Below are 17,251 nucleotides of genomic sequence, written 5' to 3' on the forward strand. Positions count from 1 at the left end.
GAATCTCTTGTAGGAAGTAGCCGAATCTCGGTTGCCGTCCTTTGTCGGCTGAACTCGCCGAGGCATTTGCATGGGCCAGCAACGACGAAGCCTTGATGGGCGAAGGTCGGCGTCTGCCGACGGGCAAGGTTGCCGCGCTCGTTGAGTTGCTCTCCGCCGACGACGAAGTGCAGGACAAATGAAATTGGCTGCCACTGTCCCGGCCGCCATGACGCAACCGGTCATGCCGTCGTAAGCACGCGAATGTCACCCTTGCGGCCGATGACGTCTACGACGACATTGCGGCCGGAGCGGCGGATCGCAATGTCGGCCGAGCCTTTGCCGATCAGCAAGCGCCGCAACCTGACCTCGTCAAGGAAACACGGAAGCCGCGGCGTGTTCAAACTGATTTGTAAGGCGTTGGGATCAAACTCAAGACCAAGGCATGACTGCAGTAACGACAAAGGCGTTGCCGCCGCCCATGCTTGCGGGGAGCACGCGACTGGGTAGAAGGTCGGCCCCTGCGCGCGCTTGCGCGGGAGGCCGCAGAAGAGTTCTGGAAGCCGCCGTAAGCCGGTGTAGGTCGAGGCGGCAAATAGTCCTTCGAATATCCGCGCGGCTTCAGCGCGATAACCATAGCGGGCAAGGCCGCTGGCGATCAGGGCATTATCATGTGGCCAGATCGAGCCGTTATGGTAGCTCAAGGGATTGTAGCGCACCTCAGTGGAGGCAATAGTTCGAATGCCCCAGCCGCAAAAGGAGGAGGCACTCATCAAAGTAAGGGTGAGCTGTGCGGCCCGTTCGGGATAGACGATGCCGGTGAACAGGGCATGGCCGGCATTGGAGGAGCGGACCCTGCAGGGCCGCTTGTGCCCGTCTAGCGCCAGAACGTATGTGCCGAGCTCTTCGTCGAAGAAACTAATATCAAAGGCGCGCCGCAAGCCCTGTGCCCGCGCTAGGAAGCTAGCGGACCGTTCGGGCCGGCCGAAGAGACGAAAGATCTCGGCCGCCGCCTGCCAGGCGCCAAAGACATAGGCCTGAACTTCGGCGATCGCGATCGGACCCTTTGCCAGCGTACCGTCCGCGTGGAAAATGGAGTCATGACTGTCCTTCCATGCTTGGTTGACCAACCCTTCTTGCGTCTGCCGGCCATATTCGACGAAGCCGTCGCCGTCGCGATCGCCATGGTCATCAATCCATGTCAGTGCGGCTTCGATATGCGGCAGGAGACGGTCGATGGTCGCAAAATCACCGGTTCGCCTGAGATATTCGCCGGCCAGCATCACGAACAGCGGCGTCGAGTCGACGCTGCCGTAATAGCGGCGAAAAGGAACTTCGCCGAGTTCTGCCATTTCACCGGCGCGTATTTCGTGCAGGATTTTTCCCGGCTCGGCGTCCGAAGCCGGATCTACATCCGTCGCCTGGTTGGCGGCAAGATGCCCAAGTACACCGCGGGCGATCTCCGGATCGAGCCACAGGGTCTGCAGCGCTGTGATGATTGCATCGCGTCCGAAGACAGTGCTGAACCAGGGAATTCCCGCATAAGGATAGGGACCTTCAGGCGTGTCTGTCATCAGCATGTAGAGGTCGGCGATACTGCGTCGGGCGACTTCGTTGAAGATTTCATTCGACGTTGCAATCAAAGCGGCGCGCGACGAAGAAGCGCGCAGGGCCCTGCGTGCATCCCGCAGGGCAAGGAAAAACGAACGATGGCCGGGTTTTCGAGGCTCAGTCGCGTCACAACCGATTTCTATGAACAAAGACCGGCTTTCATGCGGTGCCAGGCGGAGATCGTAAGTGACATGGTCGGTGCCGATCTGGTCCGGCTTCGGCTCGAAGGAAAGACGCGTCGATCGGCTCCTCTTGTCGAGGCCGATATAGGAGAGAAAGACACAATCCTGCTCGATGACGGGGGGAAGATGGCGCCCTCTTCTCGTCCTGACCGTTCCTCGAACTTCGAACAGATCGGCAAAATCGGCTCCGAACGCAATCTCGACACGAATGAGCTGCGGCCGGTCGTCAAAATTCCTTATCGAGAGCCGCTCGTAACAGTGAGCATTCCAGAGGAAGCGAGACCTGCGCAGGTGAATGAGGTCATGGCCGAGGACGAGCCGTTCCTTGTCGTCGAACAGGTCGGGATTGGTGAGATCGCAGGTAAGCGTCGCGTTGTCGTCGCGCAGGGTCGACGACAACAGCATCGGGCGCTTGCCGTTGATCGTCAGGTAGAGATGCGACAGATGTCTGGTGTCGCGATGAAATAGGCCTTCCGGGCTGCCTGGCCAGGAAACTGCGTCGCCATTGTGATCGAAGACGGCGAAAGTATCGCCATGCTTGAGGGTGCGCGGCCGGCGCTCCTGCAGCGATGCGGCAGCCGGAATGAAAAATTGCCCGGTCGGTGCCGCCGGGCCGGCCGATGCGGGCGCGGAACTGCTGTTTGCGGAAGCGATCAATTTTTTGCTCCTCCTGAAGTCTCAGGCGACCACCTGCAGGTCGAGTGGGTGCCCATTCGACCGGCGAAGTGGAGCGGCTTTGGTACGGACGCGGGGTAGGTTGCGGTAGAGGTCGAGGTAGTCGCGCGCCATCCGTTCCGCGGTGAAGCGCTTCTCGAATGTCGCCCGCACTCTGAGGCGGTCCATCCGAAGCGCCCATTCGACGTTGTCGGCCGCCTCGGTCACGCTGTCGACCAGAATGCCGGACACGCCGCTGTCGATAACCTCCGGAACCGAGCCGCAGCCGAAGGCGATGACCGGGGTGCCGCAAGCCATTGCCTCGATCATCACCAGTCCGAACGGCTCCGGCCAATCGATCGGAAAAAGCAAGGCTCCAGCATTTCCAAGGAACGCCGCCTTCTGATGCTCATTGATCTCGCCGATGAACTCGACATTGGAGTGACGTTTCACCATCGGCTCGATGACCGTTTCCCAGTAGGCCCGATCGGCATAGTCGATCTTGGCGGCGATCTTCAACGGCATGCCGACTTTTGCCGCGATCTCGATGGCGCGATCGGGTCGCTTTTCCGGCGAAATGCGGCCGAGAAACGCGAGGTAATTGCCCTTTGGTTTTTCCGTGAAGGGTAGCAGATCGGCGGGTAGGCCGTGGTAAACCGTCCCCGCCCAGTTGACAGGCGGCATCGGCCGGCGCTGGTCATTGGAGATCGATACGAGCGGAATATCTGCGAAGGCCTTGTAGAAGGGCTTGAGATCCGGCAGATCGAGACGGCCGTGCAAGGTCGTCAACGTACGATCGGCAAAGTCCCGGATCAGCGGAAAATGCAATAGATCGATGTGGAAATGCAGCACGTCGAACTCATAGGCGCGGCGGCGAACTTCCTCAAGCATCACGACCTGATGCGGCAAGTGGTCCTTGACCGCCAGGTTGAGTCGGAGCGCAAGATCTGAGCAGGGCACCAGTCTCGCATCGGTGACGGAGTCGCCACTGGCAAAGAGCGTGACCTCATGGCCCTGTGCAACGAGTTCTTCGGTGAGATAGGAGACAATCCGCTCCGTTCCCCCATAGAGCTTTGGGGGAACGCTTTCGGCGAGCGGTGCGATCTGAGCGATCTTCATCGGCAAAACCTCCTCAAGTGAGCAAAGAGTCGTCGGCAAAAATCTTCTCCGCGTCCGAAACGCGGCGGTCAGAGGGAATCGAATAGTTGTCTGCGACGCCCTCCTTTCCAGTAGCTGCACAGGCCGAAGCCGCCACCGGATCGGTGCGCGAGGGGTCTGCGGCGGCGGCTTTTGCTGTCGTTGAGGGAAGCGGCCGGCTTTTGCGACGAGGTGCTCTGATCACCGCCATCGAGGGCCTTCAAAGCCGCAAGAACCTCATCATAAGAGACGATCTGTTCCGTACCCGGATAGCGTCGCCAGGCCGGCATGGATTCGATTGCACATATATCGGACGCCCACGAGGCCAGAATGGCCCGCTTCTCGTCCTTGCTGATATTGTCTGCCATCAGCACGTCGCGGGGATGATCGAAATGCATGGCCGGGTGCAACAGATGCGCGGCGCTGATTGTTGCTACGGCATGCTTGGCTGCAGAATTGCTATCGGTTTCCTTTCTCATGTTCCGACTCCTCGGATATAGGACCAATGGACCTTGTCGACTCTCCTATGGTCACGCCCGCCTGAGTAGGCTGCTTTTCGAACAGTCCGCGCGCGGCCTGAACCATGGTCTTCAGCTGTTCTCTATTGCGAACGCCCTGCCGATAAAGCTCCACGACGATGGCCGCGATGCCTTCGGCTTCTTCAGAATTGCGAGGCACGTCCGCCATCGTTCTGAGGTCATCGAAGACGTGCTGGCAGACTTCCAGGTCACGGGAATCAAGCGGCGCTTGCGACTTCTTGATGATCGTTTGAACCATTTGTTCCTCCATTGCTGGAGGCCCGCCCTTCAAGAGCAGGGCGGGCCGGCGTGCCCTAGAAATCCATGCCTGCACCGGCGGGGATCGCCGGAGCGGCTTCCTTCTTCGGTTTCTCGGCGATCATGGCCTCCGTCGTCACCAGCAGGCCGGCAACGGAGGCTGCATCCTGGAGCGCGGTGCGCACGACCTTGGCCGGATCGATCACGCCCTGTGCGTAGAGATCACCATATTCGCCGGTCTGGGCGTTCCAGCCGTAGGAGAAGTCGGACTTCTCGCGCAGCTTGCCGACGATGATCGAACCTTCTGCGCCGGCATTTTCGGCGATTTGACGCACAGGTGCCTCGATCGCGCGACGCACGATCTCGACGCCGACACGTTGGTCCTGGTTGGCCGTATTCAGATTGTCGAGCGCCTTGACGGCCCGCAGCAACGCCACACCGCCGCCTGGCAGAATGCCTTCCTCGACGGCCGCGCGGGTTGCATGCAACGCGTCGTCGACGCGGTCCTTCTTTTCCTTGACTTCGACTTCCGTCGAGCCGCCGACGCGGATGACGGCAACGCCGCCGGCGAGCTTGGCAAGGCGCTCCTGCAGCTTCTCGCGGTCGTAGTCAGAGGTGGTTTCTTCGATCTGCGCGCGGATCTGCGCAACGCGGCCGTCGATCTCGGTCTTGGAACCGACGCCATCGATGATCGTGGTATTTTCCTTCTCGATCGCCACCTTCTTGGCCCGGCCAAGCATATTGAGCGTGACGTTTTCAAGCTTGATGCCGAGGTCTTCGGAAATGACAGTGCCGCCTGTCAGGATGGCGAGGTCTTCCAGCATGGCCTTGCGGCGGTCACCGAAGCCCGGGGCCTTGACGGCAGCAATCTTCAGACCACCGCGCAGCTTGTTGACGACGAGGGTGGCAAGGGCCTCGCCTTCGACGTCCTCAGCAATGATAAGCAAAGGCTTGCCGGACTGGACGACGGCTTCGAGAACCGGCAGCAGCGATTGCAGGTTCGAAAGCTTCTTCTCGTGGATGAGGATGTAAGGATCTTCGAACTCGACGCGCATCTTCTCGGCATTGGTGACGAAGTAAGGGCTGAGATAGCCACGGTCGAACTGCATGCCTTCGACGACTTCGAGTTCGGTTTCGGCCGTCTTGGCTTCCTCGACGGTGATGACGCCCTCGTTGCCGACCTTTTCCATTGCCTCGGCAAGATAACGACCGATCTCTTCGTCGCCGTTGGCCGAAATCGTGCCGACCTGGGCGATCTCCGAATTATTGGAGATCTTGCGCGCGTTGGTCTTCAGTTCCTTGACCACGGCGTCGACAGCAAGGTCGATGCCGCGCTTCAGGTCCATCGGGTTCAGGCCCGAGGCCACCGCCTTGGCGCCTTCCTTGACGATTGCCTGGGCAAGCACGGTCGCGGTCGTTGTGCCGTCGCCGGCGAGATCGTTGGTTTTCGATGCCACCTCGCGCAGCATCTGGGCGCCCATGTTTTCGAACTTGTCTTCGAGTTCGATTTCCTTGGCGACCGAAACGCCGTCCTTGGTTATGCGCGGTGCGCCGAAGGATTTGTCGATCACCACATTGCGCCCCTTCGGGCCAAGCGTCACCTTCACAGCATTGGCAAGCACATCGACCCCACGCAGCATGCGTTCACGGGCATCGGTATGAAACTTGACTTCTTTCGCAGCCATTTCTTTAACTCCTCAATAGGCAGCTAATTTACGGATGGGTCGGCCTTCAGGCGGCCTGCTTCTGCTCTGCCGGGGCTTCGATGATGCCCATGACATCGCTTTCTTTCATGATCAGCAGGTCCTCGCCGTTGATCTTGATCTCGGTGCCGGACCATTTGCCGAACAAGATGCGATCGCCCGCCTTGACGTCGAGCGCCTGGACCTGGCCGGCATCGTTGCGCGCGCCGGGTCCGACGGCGATAACCTCGCCTTCCTGCGGTTTTTCCTTGGCGGTATCGGGAATGATGATTCCACCCTTCGTTTTCTCTTCGGACTCAACCCGGCGGACAAGAATGCGATCATGAAGCGGTCGGAACGACATGTTTTCCTCCGATGGACAAACAATGATGACGTTGTTCCCCTGGCCGGACCGGATGACCAGTCCGGGCAGGTGCAAAACCTCAGTCGAGCGTTTTGCGCAAAATGATCTGGTTTGCCGGTTTTTCGATTTCAAGAGGTCAGCACGAAAAAATTAGCACTCGTATTGATCGGCTGCTAACATGCTGGAAAGGAACAATAAACTGTCGTTCTTCGTTGAAAACCTGTTGATGGCCGCAAAATTTTGCGCCACATTCGCAATGTCGTGAAACGGAGATGAAGCATGCAATTTTCATCGGATCTTGAACGCCAACTCAATGGCTATGGTCTCACCACCGCGCATATCCTCTACCGCATTCCCGATTTCGAATCCGTCCTTCAGACTTATATCTGGCAGGATTACGACCTGGCTCCCGATTTCCCCGAGATGCAGAGGTTCCTCAACTACTGGCAGGCCAACCTTGACGGGCCGCTGCATTCCGTCCGCTATACGCATCAGCGCCTGATCGGACCCAACGAATGGCGCCGCGTCGAAGGCGAGTTCAAGCTGCACTGAGACTTAAAATTTGGATTTTTCGTTTGCAAAAATCGAATTGAGTGGCGAAGCGTCGACAAGCGACGGCGGATTTAACCGCACCGCCCGGCACCGAGCCTAAGAGCAGAGCTGATTGCGGCAACGACTTCAGCCGAGCGAAGCAAGTTCCTTCTCGTCGCAAAGCAGCTTTAGCTCGCTCTTGCCGAGTTCGATTTGATTCCAGCGTATGCGATAGCCGCGATGTCTGCGGCGCAGGCGGAAAAGACCCAGGACATGTGCGCCTATCGGCGATGCTGACATTCGCTCCATGGTTGCATACAAGCCGACATGGAATTCGGTTATGACAAGATCTGGTCCTTCCTGCTCCGCCCGTACCTCCTCAATATGACCAATTGTTTTTCCTTCCCTCGATAAGACGGCCCGACCCACCAACAATTCGATATTGATCTCATCCATCTCATGCTCCAGGAATTTTGCTCACCACCCTGTCTCGTAACCAATCTTGCCAATCAAAAATTGCGGTATCGCTCACGGCCACGTCCAACTTAAGGTCAACGCCAACGTCGCGGACGGTGCTCCATGCCACGCGATGGGGTCTTGAGTGTACCTCTCCGCCAAGTTTGGATGCGAGCCAAGTTGTCCATTGCTGTGGCCGTTGGCCAAATCGACGGGCCATGACAATGGCGCCGACCTCTATTGCGACCACGCGGGGCGGGCCGTCTCGCCGAAGTTCGGCGACGATGCCGTCGACCTTGCCCATCTTGACGCCATGTCGGTCGACCAATTGCTTGTCGAGAACATCACGCAGCAAATCCATCATGTGCCTCCAAGTAGCTCAAGCGGGATGCTCACAATCGCCAAGATAGAGCCCAGCAGGATGATCGAGACGACTGCAAAATTGGAGATGAGTCCGTTCCCATGTTTTCCAACATATCGCTCGTCATTCATCAGGAATAGAAACGGGATAACTGTTAGCGGAAGTGTTGCTGCGGTCAAAGCCATGGACAGGATCGTCAGATTTAGGGGATCGAAACCAGAGACGATCGGAATGGCCGCAAACAAAAGGGCCAGCGTATAGGCGGCGCTAAATCCTGGGTCTTCGCTTGGTTTGCGATCTTCGCCCCAGTTCCAACCCAGTCCCTGAGCTACCAGATAGGCCTGCTGTAACCCAAGCTCGAGGATCGCGCCGAAACAGGCGATACCCAAGGAAGCAACAAACAGCCAGTATCCCCAGCGACCAAACACGGGGACGAGCATTGTCGGCAACTGATGGTAATGTGTGACTTGGACCACCCCGTTGGGAGCCAGCACGAGGGCCGCCACAATTAACACGGCGATCGATATCGTGCCGCCAAAGCTCATTCCCAGTCCTGCAATGGCGCGATTGGTGCCTAGGTACGTTTCGTCCCATTGATCTTCGACGGCGCCAGACGAATAGAACAAGAATAGGTATGGCGATATCGAGGCGCCGAGAATGCTGACGACCATAAACCAGTAGCTGGCATAATCGTGCTTTGGCATGCTTGGCAAAGCCCCGGCGGCCACCGACTTCAAATCAGGTTTTAGCAATACTGCTGCAACGACGAAACAGAGCGTCACCAAACCGAGGATGGAAACGCCTTTCTCGATGAAACCAAAAGTGCCCTTCCAGAGCAACAACCAGGCAAGGAACGCAACGGCCGGTGCCCACCACTGAAAGGCAATGCCTGTGGCAAGCTCCAGCGCAATAGCGGCGCCTCCAATTTCAGCTGCGAGAACCATTAAATTGAGCAACAGGGTCGAGAGAAAAGGCAGCAAGAAGAAGTTGAACCCGAACCGTTCACGGATGCCGTCCGAAATCGTGTGGCCACTTACCGCGGCAAAACGGCCAGCCATCTCAACAAGGAAAATGATGCAGACAGTGCCGAGTATGATCGCCCAGATGAGTTGAAGGCCGAAGGCCGATCCAGCTTGGGCAGCCGTCGCCAGCGATCCGATTTCAAGAAAGCCGCCGACACTCGTCACTATTCCCAGCGATATTTCCAACATCTTTTTCATGTGGAGCGTTTCACACCCGAAGTCAGGCTGAGACCCTCGATCGCATCTTTGAGGTGCAGCGTCGTTTGTACGGTATCGTGATCTCCATGCGCAACCTGGCTCTGCGCTTGTCTGAGTAAATTGACAATGTCGGTGACCGACCTAGCCAGCATTCCGCGCTGCGCCGTGTCAACGTCGCGGAGGGCTTCGATTTCAGAAGCTGCTCTTTCGACATTGCCCTGCATCGACTGCAAGGTTTGCCGTACGTACGCTTCCGGCAATTGGTTCAAGTGCCAGCCTTCCAGCGCCATGCGAGCCGAATTCGAGCAGGAAGAAATCAATTTCGACTGCACGCTAACCTGATCAGACTCGGAAGAAGAGCAGCCTGCCAGGGCTGCGGCCAAGCAAAGAACACTGACGCGGATTTTCGAGACATTCCGATGGTCCATGTGAGTTCCGCACAGCGGTTTATTGCCTTCGTCATAAAACGCAGGTCCAGTCAGCATGTTCCAAAGGACCGAAGCGGCACGAGGTCCTTGCTGGTCGAAAAAGTGGGCTTCTCTGCCCGTTCGACGCCCGCTTCAGCGCAGGGCTCTCTAAACATCAATTGCAGGTTAGAACCGCGTCTCGGTGTGCGGCGGTTGCAGCGCTCGAACGCGCGCGAGGCCTCCGGTGAGGGTGGTCCCGTTCGCTTTATTGGGAGCTGGCCGCTATTGGACGGAGCTTAATGCCGGAGCGTTCAGGCGTGCCCAACCACAATCGACATGGTCCCGATTAGGGTGGGAGTTCCCGAGCCCACAGTAGCCGTCGCTGAAAAATTCGAGGGCAGCCGCTTCATACGTTGTGGACTGGGCATTTGCCACCTCCTGACCGACAATAGGAATAGTGTCGCAATGGCTTGTTGGGGAGGAAGCCGAGTGCCTCAAGCATTCAGTGAAAGGTGGGGCCGCTCGCGACGCGATGCGTTCTTGCGCGAGCGTTCTGGGCTGCCATGGACAACGCGTCCACGATTCCTTCGGGACTCGCCGGCTTGGTGACGACAGCCTCCGGATTCTCGATAAGGCCGGGGTTCACGGTGAAATAGACCACCCCAAGTCCGAATCCCGAAAAGAGGGCGCGGGCAATGGATGGCCCGGTGAGTCCGTCCCCAAGCCGGACGTCGATGATGGCGATGTCCGCTACAGAGCCGAGCTCCAGAGCCTCTGAGATGTTCCCCGCGATGCCAGCGATTTCGAATCCGGCGTCGATCGCGACGTCCTCCATCATCAGTGCGATTCCCGGTTCGTCCTCGACGATGAGCAGGCGCATGTTTCGTCTCCCGGTCGGCTACAAAATCAGCGCGGCGCCTTCTGGCGTCGCTAATCGAAAACACTCATCACCACAAGCGGTTCCAGGTGTAGGACTTGAGTCTCAAGCACCCCCAACTAACGTCCGAGATCCGGATGCCTCGCCGGGGTCGCGCGCCCGCTGCGTGCGACTGACATTCCACCTCTTCTACGAAAGTATTGCCTCCATCGCGGGCCGCAAATCCGCGGCTTCCGCGATACCCGATCGGAAGTACAATATCGGCGCATATTACGAAGCGACCCGTGTCTCGCGGTTCGGCTTGCCCTCCAGAAGGTCTGCGGGGAATACAATGCTGACTTCGTCTCGGGACGACCACAGCAAACGGTGAAGAGCAAATGCGAATGAAGATCGCGAAATTCGACGATCAAATTGTGTCTCGAAGGCCCAAAGAGACCGTGCGGTTTACGATGTCACCTCATGCGGCTGGCTGCAGTGGATTCCAAGCTGAATTCGAACCTTGCCGCCGAGCGAACGGTACTGATGAGGATGAGGTGCAATGATAGAGGGATCGCGGGCCTTGGAAACGGACCCGCGATCCTCTCGCCACCGATAAGATATGGTTCCTCCACCACGGAAGGTGACTGGACGGAAAAACAGCAACAGAGGTCCTGGAGCTCAGCGCGCTCATATTGTCTCCGATTGGGGCTAGGTTCTCCCACGCGGAACTTTCGACTGGTCCCTCAGTTACGCTTCTGAAAAGGAGGAAGTGTCATGGGCATGAAATCACCAAAGAACGGTGCGCCAGGCACCACGGATCAATCGCCACGCTGGGAAGGCCCTCAAGAAAACACCCCTCGGGGCTACTTGCCGGCGAAGGACAATCCCGACAAGAACCGGGATGCAAACGGCGAAAGCAGTAGCGACCCGGAGGTCAAAAAGGTTTCCGACGCATTCAAGATCAAAGGGGATTGATCCGGGAGACCGAGAGTAAAGCAAGAGGCGAGTTCGCCGAAGCTCAGGTTGCCTTTGGCGCTGGGAACGTCATGCTGTCGATGCAGTGGAAAATTGCTCTCGTTGCCATGGTGTGCGCATGCGGCGCCACGGCTGCTGGCGTGTATGTTACCGCGGCCCGCCCGCCGTTTTCGAAGGGGGATCCCCAATTCCAGGGTGCGGGCGATGTCGCGAAAGGGCACCTCGTATTCGCCGCTGGCGATTGTGCGTCCTGCCACGCGTCACCGGGCCAGCCCGATCGCCTGAGGCTTGGGGGCGGCATGGCTCTTGCCTCGCCATTCGGCACCTTTCGGCCGCCCAACATTTCCCCCGATCCGATCGATGGGATCGGCGCGTGGAGCGTGACCGATCTCGCAAATGCACTGATCGGCGGCGTATCGCCTGCACACCAGCATTATTACCCGGCCTTTCCCTATACGAGCTACACTGGCATGACGGTCGCCGACGTCAGGGATCTCTACGCCTACCTGATGACGCTTCCCAAGGTATCGGGGCGCGTGCCGCCGCACGATCCAGCGATACTGTTTCGTATTCGGCGGTTCGTAGGGTTTTGGAAACTGCTGTTTTTTCGTGAGCGTCAGTCGCCGGCTCGGCTGAATGGAGATCCGAACCATGACCGCGGCGCCTATCTCGTCGAAAGCGTCTCGCATTGCGCCGAGTGCCACTCCAGCCGAAACCTCTTCGGCGCCATCAAATCCGACACCCGGTTTGCCGGCGGTGTCGATCCCCAGGGCACAGGGTTCGTGCCAAATATTACCGAGGAAACGCTCGGGAAATGGAGCGAGGGCGACATCGCAAGGATGCTCGAAACCGGCGAAACGCTCGAGCATGGCCGTGTGGGATCTTCGATGGCGGATGTCGTGACCAATACGGCCATGCTACCCGACAGCGACCGTGAAGCGATCGCTCGTTATGTCAAGACGCTCTCGCCTTTACCCACGCCTCATCCGTGAACTCAATGGCTGTAGAGATAGGCGGCGAGGTCCTTCGCCTCGCGTTCCGATATTCCGGTGTTCGGCATCGCCGTCCGCGGCGAAAAGTCCTGGGGCGAAACGATCCAGGCGACAAGATTGTCCGAGCTGTTTTCCAGCACGCCGGCGATATAGACGTGCTTGGATAGCCCTTCGAGTGGTGCACCGGTCTTGCCATCCGCGCCCGGTATGCCTGGAATCGTGTGGCAGCCAGAGCAACCATAGCGACGAAAGAGTGCGGGAGCCCGGGCTGGATCCCCTCCCGTCAGCGCGACAGCTGCGGCCGTCCTTGTTTCGTTGTCACGCAGGACATCCGTTGTGATCACGGCGCCCAGCCCAGCGGCAACGGCGGCCGCCGCCCAAGCGGTGCGGTGAAAAGTTGGAATGAGGACATCAAGCATTTTGCGCCTCTCGTTCGCTTGAGCCCCGAATCCAGAGCGCCAGCATCGTCATTGCCGCGCCAGCATAGATGGTACCGGCCGGAACCCACATGATCATGCCGGCAAGTTGCTGATCCTCCAGGGGTGTCAGCCCCCAACCGAACGCGGTTTGCGTTTGGGCAATATAAAGAACACGAGGCGCGAGCGCCATCAGAGCTCCGAGGATGCTGGTGTGTATCATCGTTGCGAACAGGTGCCAGGCTGCGATCCCCCGCTCACTTTTCCAGACAACCGCCCACCAGAACAGGATCGCCGTCGCGAAAAAGCTGAAGTGCTGGAGGCGATGCATTGCGCTTTCGGTCACGGCTGCATCGAATAGCAATGGCAGATGCCAGATCCAGATGGCGACGCCATGAATGACGGTGGCGCTGGTGGCCCCCGTGCACCGGTCCCACGACCGCCGGACGAGAGGAGCTCGCATAGCAGTGCCCAAGCCCCGACGGACGCGTTTCGGCAATCCCCATAGAAGGAGGCCAACGGGGCGTGCAAGCACGATCGACGGCGCCGAGACAGCCAGGACGATCTCGTGTTCGATCATATGAAAGGTAAAGAGGTGCTCTCCGAGCCAATGGAGCGGCGAGATGAGAGCACACGCCAAAGTCATCATCCCGCTTAAGAAGAAAAAATCTTGCCATCGCATAGGGCCGGTGCTGTGTGCCCGCCGCGAAAGCGTGATGCGTCCCGAAACGTAGAGAAGGCCGATCACGACAATGGGAAGCACGATCCAGGGATCGAATGTCCAGCTCAACCCAGATGCATGCGCATCGTCACCATGCGCCAATGCCGGGGCAGCCATCATAAGTGAGATCAAGATGCAAATCAGCGCTGACATGGATCCAGCAGCATCGACCCCGCTCCCTGCAATATCAGCGCAAAGACAAATGCCGACGCGATCAGAAATCCTGCATCGACGACAAACCGTTCCACCCTGCCGACGGGCGTTGGAAACAGACGAGAGCCAGCGGTTCCCACAATAGAAACGAACAAGAGGGTTGCGCAAAAGGCGGATGTCAAAGGCACATGCTGGCGGCAATCGGTATAGGGGGTGATCTGCCCAAGCTGGGTTGCAATGGCCCAGGCAAGAGGGGGGACAGCAAGTCCACTATATCGCAGCAAACGTCTGGTCATAACCGTGGCAACCAATAAAGGCAGGCATACATCGGCAACCAGGTCGCGACCACGAAGTTCCAGTACATCGCATTGTCGCTGACATCGCCGTAGCGCCGCGGATTGTCGCCATGCCTGGAAAACATAAGACAGGTCAGCACCAGCGTGTCGATCAGATCGGTGATGATATGGGTCGTGTGAAGCCCAAGCATAACCCAGACGGTCGAACCATAGGCATTCTGGTCCCATGAGATGTGCATCGCCGGGAATTCAAAGATACGAATGGCAAGTGGCGCAAGTCCCAGCAGGGACATGATGATCAAACCGACGCGGACCTTCACCAAATTTTGCTGGCGCGCCCAACGGGCAATGAGGATATTGGGAAATAGACTGGCAATCAGCAGCACTGTCAGCGCCGTTCCGGGTAGCAGATCGGGACGCGGCGCATTCAGGGGCCAGTGCGATGCCAGACTCATGAGGTAAAGATAAACGACGATCGACAGCGCGAAGCCTGTTCCCTCGATCAACATGAAGGCAAGCGTACCCCACCAAGTCGGGCTTGCGATGCCGAGGCCATGCGGGGGAAGTTTACTCAGATCGAGCACCACGGATTGTTTCATGCGTCGTCCTCCGGAACGCCTTTCGGCCAGAACCATCCGACAAGGGCAATTGCGACGGGGATCGAGCCCCAGACGACAGCCCAGGGCGTGAAGATCGACCAAATCAGCATTGCGGTGGTCGCAAGCGCCGACCAGAACGGCCAGATCGAATTCCGGGGCGACGACTCTCGTGCCTCCGGCAGCGCTTCGACAAGACTGCTGACGATCAGTTCGCGGCGGTCGACGGACAGGCCGGCGGCAACGGCCAACGATTCGGGATTATCAGACAGCGGTTCGAGGTTGCCGACCACCGGCAATCGGAGGAAATTATAAGACGGCGGTGGTGACGATGTCGCCCATTCGAGCGTAGACGCGCCCCAGGGATTGGCTGGCGCAGGCGCATCTGATGCTGCGCTGCGAATGGCGTCGACAAAGAACAGCAGGAAACCGGCCGCCAGGATAACAGCGCTCAGGCTCACGAACATGTTCAGACCGGACCATGGCATTTCCGGCTGATAGGTATAGATGCGGCGCGGCATGCCCTGCAGGCCGAGGATATGCATTGGAAAGAAGGTCAGGTTGAAGCCGGTGAAGATCAGAGCGAATACCCAGCGTCCCAGCGTCTCGCTCATCATTCGCCCGGTCAGCTTGGGGAACCAGTAATAAATGGCGCCAAGCAGCGGGAAGACTGCACCTCCAACCAGGACGTAGTGGAAGTGGGCGACGACAAAATAGGTGTCGTGGACCTGCGTGTCGAAGGGGACGGAGGCCACCATCACGCCTGTCATCCCGCCGATGACGAAGATCACCATGAAGCCGATGACGAACAGGAACGGCGTCTTGAATACAGGTCTGCCGGCCCACATCGTCGCCAGCCAGCAGAATATCTGCAAGCCGGCGGGAATGGCGATCGCCATGCTTGAGGCGGTAAAGAAGCTTTCGCCAAGGCGCGGCAGCCCGGCGACGAACATGTGATGCACCCACAGCCCGAAGGACAGAACCCCGGTCGCGATCAAGGCCATCACCATGGCAAGGTAGCCGAACACGGGTCGTCGCGTGAACGTCGCGACAATCGTTGAGACCATGCCGACGGCTGGCAGAAAGATGATGTAGACCTCCGGATGGCCGAAGAACCAAAACAGGTGCTGCCACAGCAACACGTCGCCGCCTTCAGCGGGATTGAAGAAATGTGTGCCGACCAGGCGGTCGAGGATCAGCGCTGTGCTGGCGATCATTATTGCCGGCATGGCCATGATGATAAGAAACGATGTAACAAGCATCGACCATACGAATAATGGAATACGGTCCAGCGACATGCCCGGCGCGCGCTGTTTGAACACAGTCACGACGATCTCCACGGCGACGGCCAGCGCCGAGACTTCCGTGAACGTGATCATCTGTGCCCAGATGTCGGCCCGTTTTCCCGCGGCATATTGCGGCCCCGACAGCGGCACGTAGGCAAACCATCCAACGTCAGGGCCGGTATCGACCGCAAAGGAGACCCACAAAAGCAGCCCGCCTGCGAGATAAATCCAGTAGGAAAATGCATTGAGGCGGGGGAAGGCGATGTTGCGGGTGCCAACCATCAGCGGCACCAGGTAGACGGCCATCGCCTCCATGATGGGCACGGCAAACAGGAACATCATGTTCGTGCCGTGCATGGTAAAAATCTGATTGTAGCGGTCGGGGCCGATGAACCGCGCTTCCGGCCGGGACAGTTGCAGTCGCATTGCGAGCGCGAGTATCCCGCCGAGCGCCAGGAACAGGAATGCCGTCACGATGTAGCGACGGCCGATGATTTTGTGGTCGACCGTCGAGAGAGCGCCCCACAACCCCGCCGGCGTCGACCAGGTGGCTGCAAGACGGCGGTCGAGTTCTCCCTCGTCCAATCCCGTATCGCGAAGATCCCGGCCGTCCTCCGTGAGCGTCATTTGAGGCTCTCCATATAGGCGGAGATATCTCGCAGCTCGATGCTGGAAAGGGGGACCATCGGCATGTTGTTGCCGGGCTTGAGCGTCTGTGGATCGGCGATCCAGGCCGCAAGCGACCCGCGCGTGGTTTCAAGAAGGCCGGCCGCGATCGTCTGACGGCTGCCAATATGGGTGAGATCAGGGCCGGCGGTGCCGGTGGCCGGCGTTCCCCGAACCGTATGGCAGGCCGCGCAAGGCTTAGATAAGAAGGCAACCTTTCCGGCGGCAGCGTCCTGGTCGGTAGGCGTCACGCCGTTTTCGCGCTGTGCCGCAGCCCAGCGCTCATAGTCTGCGGGCTCATCGACGACGATCATCATCGCCATGTGGGTGTGCTGCAGCCCGCAAAACTCGGCGCACTGACCGCGATAGATACCGGGCCGCTCCGCACGAAGTAGAAGACTGTTATTCCGTCCCGGTACGAGATCCTGTTTGCCAGCAAGGCTCGGCACCCAAAATGAATGAACGACGTCGGCGCTTTCGAGCTGGATGCGAACATCATGCCCGACCGGGATATGGATTTCGTTGGCAGTCTGGAAGCTGAGCGCTGGATCTGGATCGGCATAGAGGACCTGCCACCACCATTGCTGTCCTCTGACGGTGATCGTCAGTGCGCCATTTTCCGGGAGCCCGATGCTGCGCGTGGTGTAGAAGCTCGCGACCGTTAGACCTGCGATGATGACAACCGTCGCTGCAACTGCAGTGGACACCGTCAACGCCAAGAGCCGGGGCTGGCTGCTGTCGCTGGACCGTTCCCGCATCAGTGCCCAGCCGAGCATGGCCATCACCAGGACCCAGACAATCGAGCAGATAATTGTTATGCCGATGATAAGATGCTCGACATGGATCGCGGGAGCGCCGTGGGGATCCAGTGCCGACTGGTTGCTGCTGCAGCCCGCGGCAGTAGCCATGATCGAAAGCAAAAGGGCGGGGGCGG

At 58.7% G+C, this 17,251-nt stretch carries 20 protein-coding genes; 4 read left to right on the forward strand and 16 right to left on the reverse strand.

Translation table 11 applies throughout. The annotated features are described in order from the left end of the window. The first annotated feature begins 41 nt into the window (after positions 1 to 41). Positions 42 to 182: a hypothetical protein gene (locus EFB14_RS33015; protein ID WP_164737570.1), complete on the forward strand. Its 141-nt coding sequence runs from the start codon at positions 42 to 44 to the stop codon at positions 180 to 182. Between the two features lie 39 nt (positions 183 to 221). Here EFB14_RS33015 and EFB14_RS23395 read toward each other — a convergent pair whose 3' ends face one another. The 6 genes from EFB14_RS23395 to groES form a co-directional block, all read right to left on the reverse strand. Further along, positions 222 to 2,426, reverse strand: coding sequence for an amylo-alpha-1,6-glucosidase (locus EFB14_RS23395; RefSeq protein ID WP_126829195.1), 2,205 nt, complete (start codon positions 2,424 to 2,426; stop codon positions 222 to 224). A gap of 24 nt (positions 2,427 to 2,450) precedes the next feature. After that, positions 2,451 to 3,545: a glycosyltransferase family 4 protein gene (locus EFB14_RS23400; protein WP_126829071.1), complete on the reverse strand. Its 1,095-nt coding sequence runs from the start codon at positions 3,543 to 3,545 to the stop codon at positions 2,451 to 2,453. Between the two features lie 68 nt (positions 3,546 to 3,613). Beyond that, entirely contained in the window at positions 3,614 to 4,042 is a 429-nt protein-coding gene (locus EFB14_RS23405; RefSeq protein ID WP_125850292.1) for a hypothetical protein, read from the reverse strand. Continuing rightward, positions 4,023 to 4,340 carry a hypothetical protein gene (locus tag EFB14_RS23410; RefSeq protein WP_245438290.1) on the reverse strand — a complete coding sequence of 106 codons (318 nt, stop codon included), beginning with the start codon at positions 4,338 to 4,340 and terminating at the stop codon, positions 4,023 to 4,025. Before EFB14_RS23410 ends, EFB14_RS23405 begins: the two co-directional genes overlap by 20 nt. A 55-nt stretch (positions 4,341 to 4,395) precedes the next feature. After that, complete coding sequence (gene groL, locus EFB14_RS23415) at positions 4,396 to 6,024, reverse strand: chaperonin GroEL (RefSeq protein WP_126829072.1); 1,629 nt, start codon at positions 6,022 to 6,024, stop codon at positions 4,396 to 4,398. A gap of 46 nt (positions 6,025 to 6,070) precedes the next feature. Further along, positions 6,071 to 6,385 (reverse strand): co-chaperone GroES, encoded by a 315-nt coding sequence (gene groES / locus EFB14_RS23420; protein ID WP_028739445.1) that lies wholly within the window; start codon positions 6,383 to 6,385, stop codon positions 6,071 to 6,073. Between the two features lie 279 nt (positions 6,386 to 6,664). Here groES and EFB14_RS23425 point away from each other — a divergent pair, with 279 nt between their 5' ends. Then, the gene (locus EFB14_RS23425; protein WP_125850286.1) at positions 6,665 to 6,937 is read left to right on the forward strand and encodes an usg protein; all 273 of its coding nucleotides are present in this window, start codon (positions 6,665 to 6,667) and stop codon (positions 6,935 to 6,937) included. Positions 6,938 to 7,063: 126 nt separating this feature from the next. Here EFB14_RS23425 and EFB14_RS23430 read toward each other — a convergent pair whose 3' ends face one another. The 5 genes from EFB14_RS23430 to EFB14_RS23450 form a co-directional block, all read right to left on the reverse strand. Further along, positions 7,064 to 7,372: a hypothetical protein gene (locus EFB14_RS23430; protein ID WP_125850284.1), complete on the reverse strand. Its 309-nt coding sequence runs from the start codon at positions 7,370 to 7,372 to the stop codon at positions 7,064 to 7,066. A gap of 1 nt (position 7,373) precedes the next feature. Next, complete coding sequence (locus EFB14_RS23435; RefSeq protein ID WP_245438291.1) at positions 7,374 to 7,736, reverse strand: hypothetical protein; 363 nt, start codon at positions 7,734 to 7,736, stop codon at positions 7,374 to 7,376. Next, complete coding sequence (locus tag EFB14_RS23440) at positions 7,733 to 8,953, reverse strand: Nramp family divalent metal transporter (protein WP_126829073.1); 1,221 nt, start codon at positions 8,951 to 8,953, stop codon at positions 7,733 to 7,735. The genes EFB14_RS23435 and EFB14_RS23440 overlap by 4 nt, the downstream gene beginning before the upstream one ends. After that, entirely contained in the window at positions 8,950 to 9,381 is a 432-nt protein-coding gene (locus EFB14_RS23445) for a hypothetical protein (RefSeq protein WP_126829074.1), read from the reverse strand. Before EFB14_RS23445 ends, EFB14_RS23440 begins: the two co-directional genes overlap by 4 nt. Positions 9,382 to 9,862: 481 nt before the next feature. Continuing rightward, positions 9,863 to 10,240 carry a response regulator gene (locus EFB14_RS23450; RefSeq protein WP_126829075.1) on the reverse strand — a complete coding sequence of 126 codons (378 nt, stop codon included), beginning with the start codon at positions 10,238 to 10,240 and terminating at the stop codon, positions 9,863 to 9,865. A gap of 750 nt (positions 10,241 to 10,990) precedes the next feature. Here EFB14_RS23450 and EFB14_RS23455 point away from each other — a divergent pair. Then, positions 10,991 to 11,191, forward strand: a complete 201-nt coding sequence (locus EFB14_RS23455; RefSeq protein WP_126829076.1) for a hypothetical protein — start codon at positions 10,991 to 10,993, stop codon at positions 11,189 to 11,191. A 107-nt stretch (positions 11,192 to 11,298) separates the two neighbouring features. After that, on the forward strand, positions 11,299 to 12,183 hold the full coding sequence (locus tag EFB14_RS23460; RefSeq protein ID WP_376772363.1) for a c-type cytochrome: 885 nt from the start codon (positions 11,299 to 11,301) through the stop codon (positions 12,181 to 12,183). Positions 12,184 to 12,185: 2 nt separating this feature from the next. Here EFB14_RS23460 and EFB14_RS23465 read toward each other — a convergent pair whose 3' ends face one another. The 5 genes from EFB14_RS23465 to coxB form a co-directional block, all read right to left on the reverse strand. Next, complete coding sequence (locus EFB14_RS23465) at positions 12,186 to 12,602, reverse strand: c-type cytochrome (protein WP_126829078.1); 417 nt, start codon at positions 12,600 to 12,602, stop codon at positions 12,186 to 12,188. Then, positions 12,595 to 13,473: a cytochrome c oxidase assembly protein gene (locus EFB14_RS23470; RefSeq protein WP_126829079.1), complete on the reverse strand. Its 879-nt coding sequence runs from the start codon at positions 13,471 to 13,473 to the stop codon at positions 12,595 to 12,597. Before EFB14_RS23470 ends, EFB14_RS23465 begins: the two co-directional genes overlap by 8 nt. Positions 13,474 to 13,765: 292 nt before the next feature. Next, complete coding sequence (locus EFB14_RS23475) at positions 13,766 to 14,368, reverse strand: cytochrome c oxidase subunit 3 (RefSeq protein WP_125850264.1); 603 nt, start codon at positions 14,366 to 14,368, stop codon at positions 13,766 to 13,768. After that, positions 14,365 to 16,278, reverse strand: coding sequence for a cytochrome c oxidase subunit I (gene ctaD / locus EFB14_RS23480; protein ID WP_125850262.1), 1,914 nt, complete (start codon positions 16,276 to 16,278; stop codon positions 14,365 to 14,367). The genes EFB14_RS23475 and ctaD overlap by 4 nt, the downstream gene beginning before the upstream one ends. Next, the gene (gene coxB, locus EFB14_RS23485) at positions 16,275 to 17,225 is read right to left on the reverse strand and encodes a cytochrome c oxidase subunit II (protein ID WP_126829196.1); all 951 of its coding nucleotides are present in this window, start codon (positions 17,223 to 17,225) and stop codon (positions 16,275 to 16,277) included. Before coxB ends, ctaD begins: the two co-directional genes overlap by 4 nt. Between the last annotated feature and the right edge of the window lie 26 nt (positions 17,226 to 17,251).

This window comes from Rhizobium fabae (assembly GCF_003985135.1).
In the GTDB taxonomy this organism is placed as follows: domain Bacteria; phylum Pseudomonadota; class Alphaproteobacteria; order Rhizobiales; family Rhizobiaceae; genus Rhizobium; species Rhizobium pisi.

Coding starts and splice junctions, on each gene's coding strand:
- EFB14_RS23400 (WP_126829071.1), bottom strand. CDS start 3,545: ATGAAGATCGCTCAGATCGCACCGCTCGCCGAAAGCGTTCCCCCAAAG.
- EFB14_RS23405 (WP_125850292.1), bottom strand. CDS start 4,042: ATGAGAAAGGAAACCGATAGCAATTCTGCAGCCAAGCATGCCGTAGCA.
- EFB14_RS23410 (WP_245438290.1), bottom strand. CDS start 4,340: ATGGTTCAAACGATCATCAAGAAGTCGCAAGCGCCGCTTGATTCCCGT.
- groL (WP_126829072.1), bottom strand. CDS start 6,024: ATGGCTGCGAAAGAAGTCAAGTTTCATACCGATGCCCGTGAACGCATG.
- groES (WP_028739445.1), bottom strand. CDS start 6,385: ATGTCGTTCCGACCGCTTCATGATCGCATTCTTGTCCGCCGGGTTGAG.
- EFB14_RS23425 (WP_125850286.1), top strand. CDS start 6,665: ATGCAATTTTCATCGGATCTTGAACGCCAACTCAATGGCTATGGTCTC.
- EFB14_RS23430 (WP_125850284.1), bottom strand. CDS start 7,372: ATGGATGAGATCAATATCGAATTGTTGGTGGGTCGGGCCGTCTTATCG.
- EFB14_RS23435 (WP_245438291.1), bottom strand. CDS start 7,736: ATGATGGATTTGCTGCGTGATGTTCTCGACAAGCAATTGGTCGACCGA.
- EFB14_RS23440 (WP_126829073.1), bottom strand. CDS start 8,953: ATGAAAAAGATGTTGGAAATATCGCTGGGAATAGTGACGAGTGTCGGC.
- EFB14_RS23445 (WP_126829074.1), bottom strand. CDS start 9,381: ATGGACCATCGGAATGTCTCGAAAATCCGCGTCAGTGTTCTTTGCTTG.
- EFB14_RS23450 (WP_126829075.1), bottom strand. CDS start 10,240: ATGCGCCTGCTCATCGTCGAGGACGAACCGGGAATCGCACTGATGATG.
- EFB14_RS23455 (WP_126829076.1), top strand. CDS start 10,991: ATGGGCATGAAATCACCAAAGAACGGTGCGCCAGGCACCACGGATCAA.
- EFB14_RS23460 (WP_376772363.1), top strand. CDS start 11,299: ATGGTGTGCGCATGCGGCGCCACGGCTGCTGGCGTGTATGTTACCGCG.
- EFB14_RS23465 (WP_126829078.1), bottom strand. CDS start 12,602: ATGCTTGATGTCCTCATTCCAACTTTTCACCGCACCGCTTGGGCGGCG.
- EFB14_RS23470 (WP_126829079.1), bottom strand. CDS start 13,473: ATGTCAGCGCTGATTTGCATCTTGATCTCACTTATGATGGCTGCCCCG.
- EFB14_RS23475 (WP_125850264.1), bottom strand. CDS start 14,368: ATGAAACAATCCGTGGTGCTCGATCTGAGTAAACTTCCCCCGCATGGC.
- ctaD (WP_125850262.1), bottom strand. CDS start 16,278: ATGACGCTCACGGAGGACGGCCGGGATCTTCGCGATACGGGATTGGAC.
- coxB (WP_126829196.1), bottom strand. CDS start 17,225: ATGGCTACTGCCGCGGGCTGCAGCAGCAACCAGTCGGCACTGGATCCC.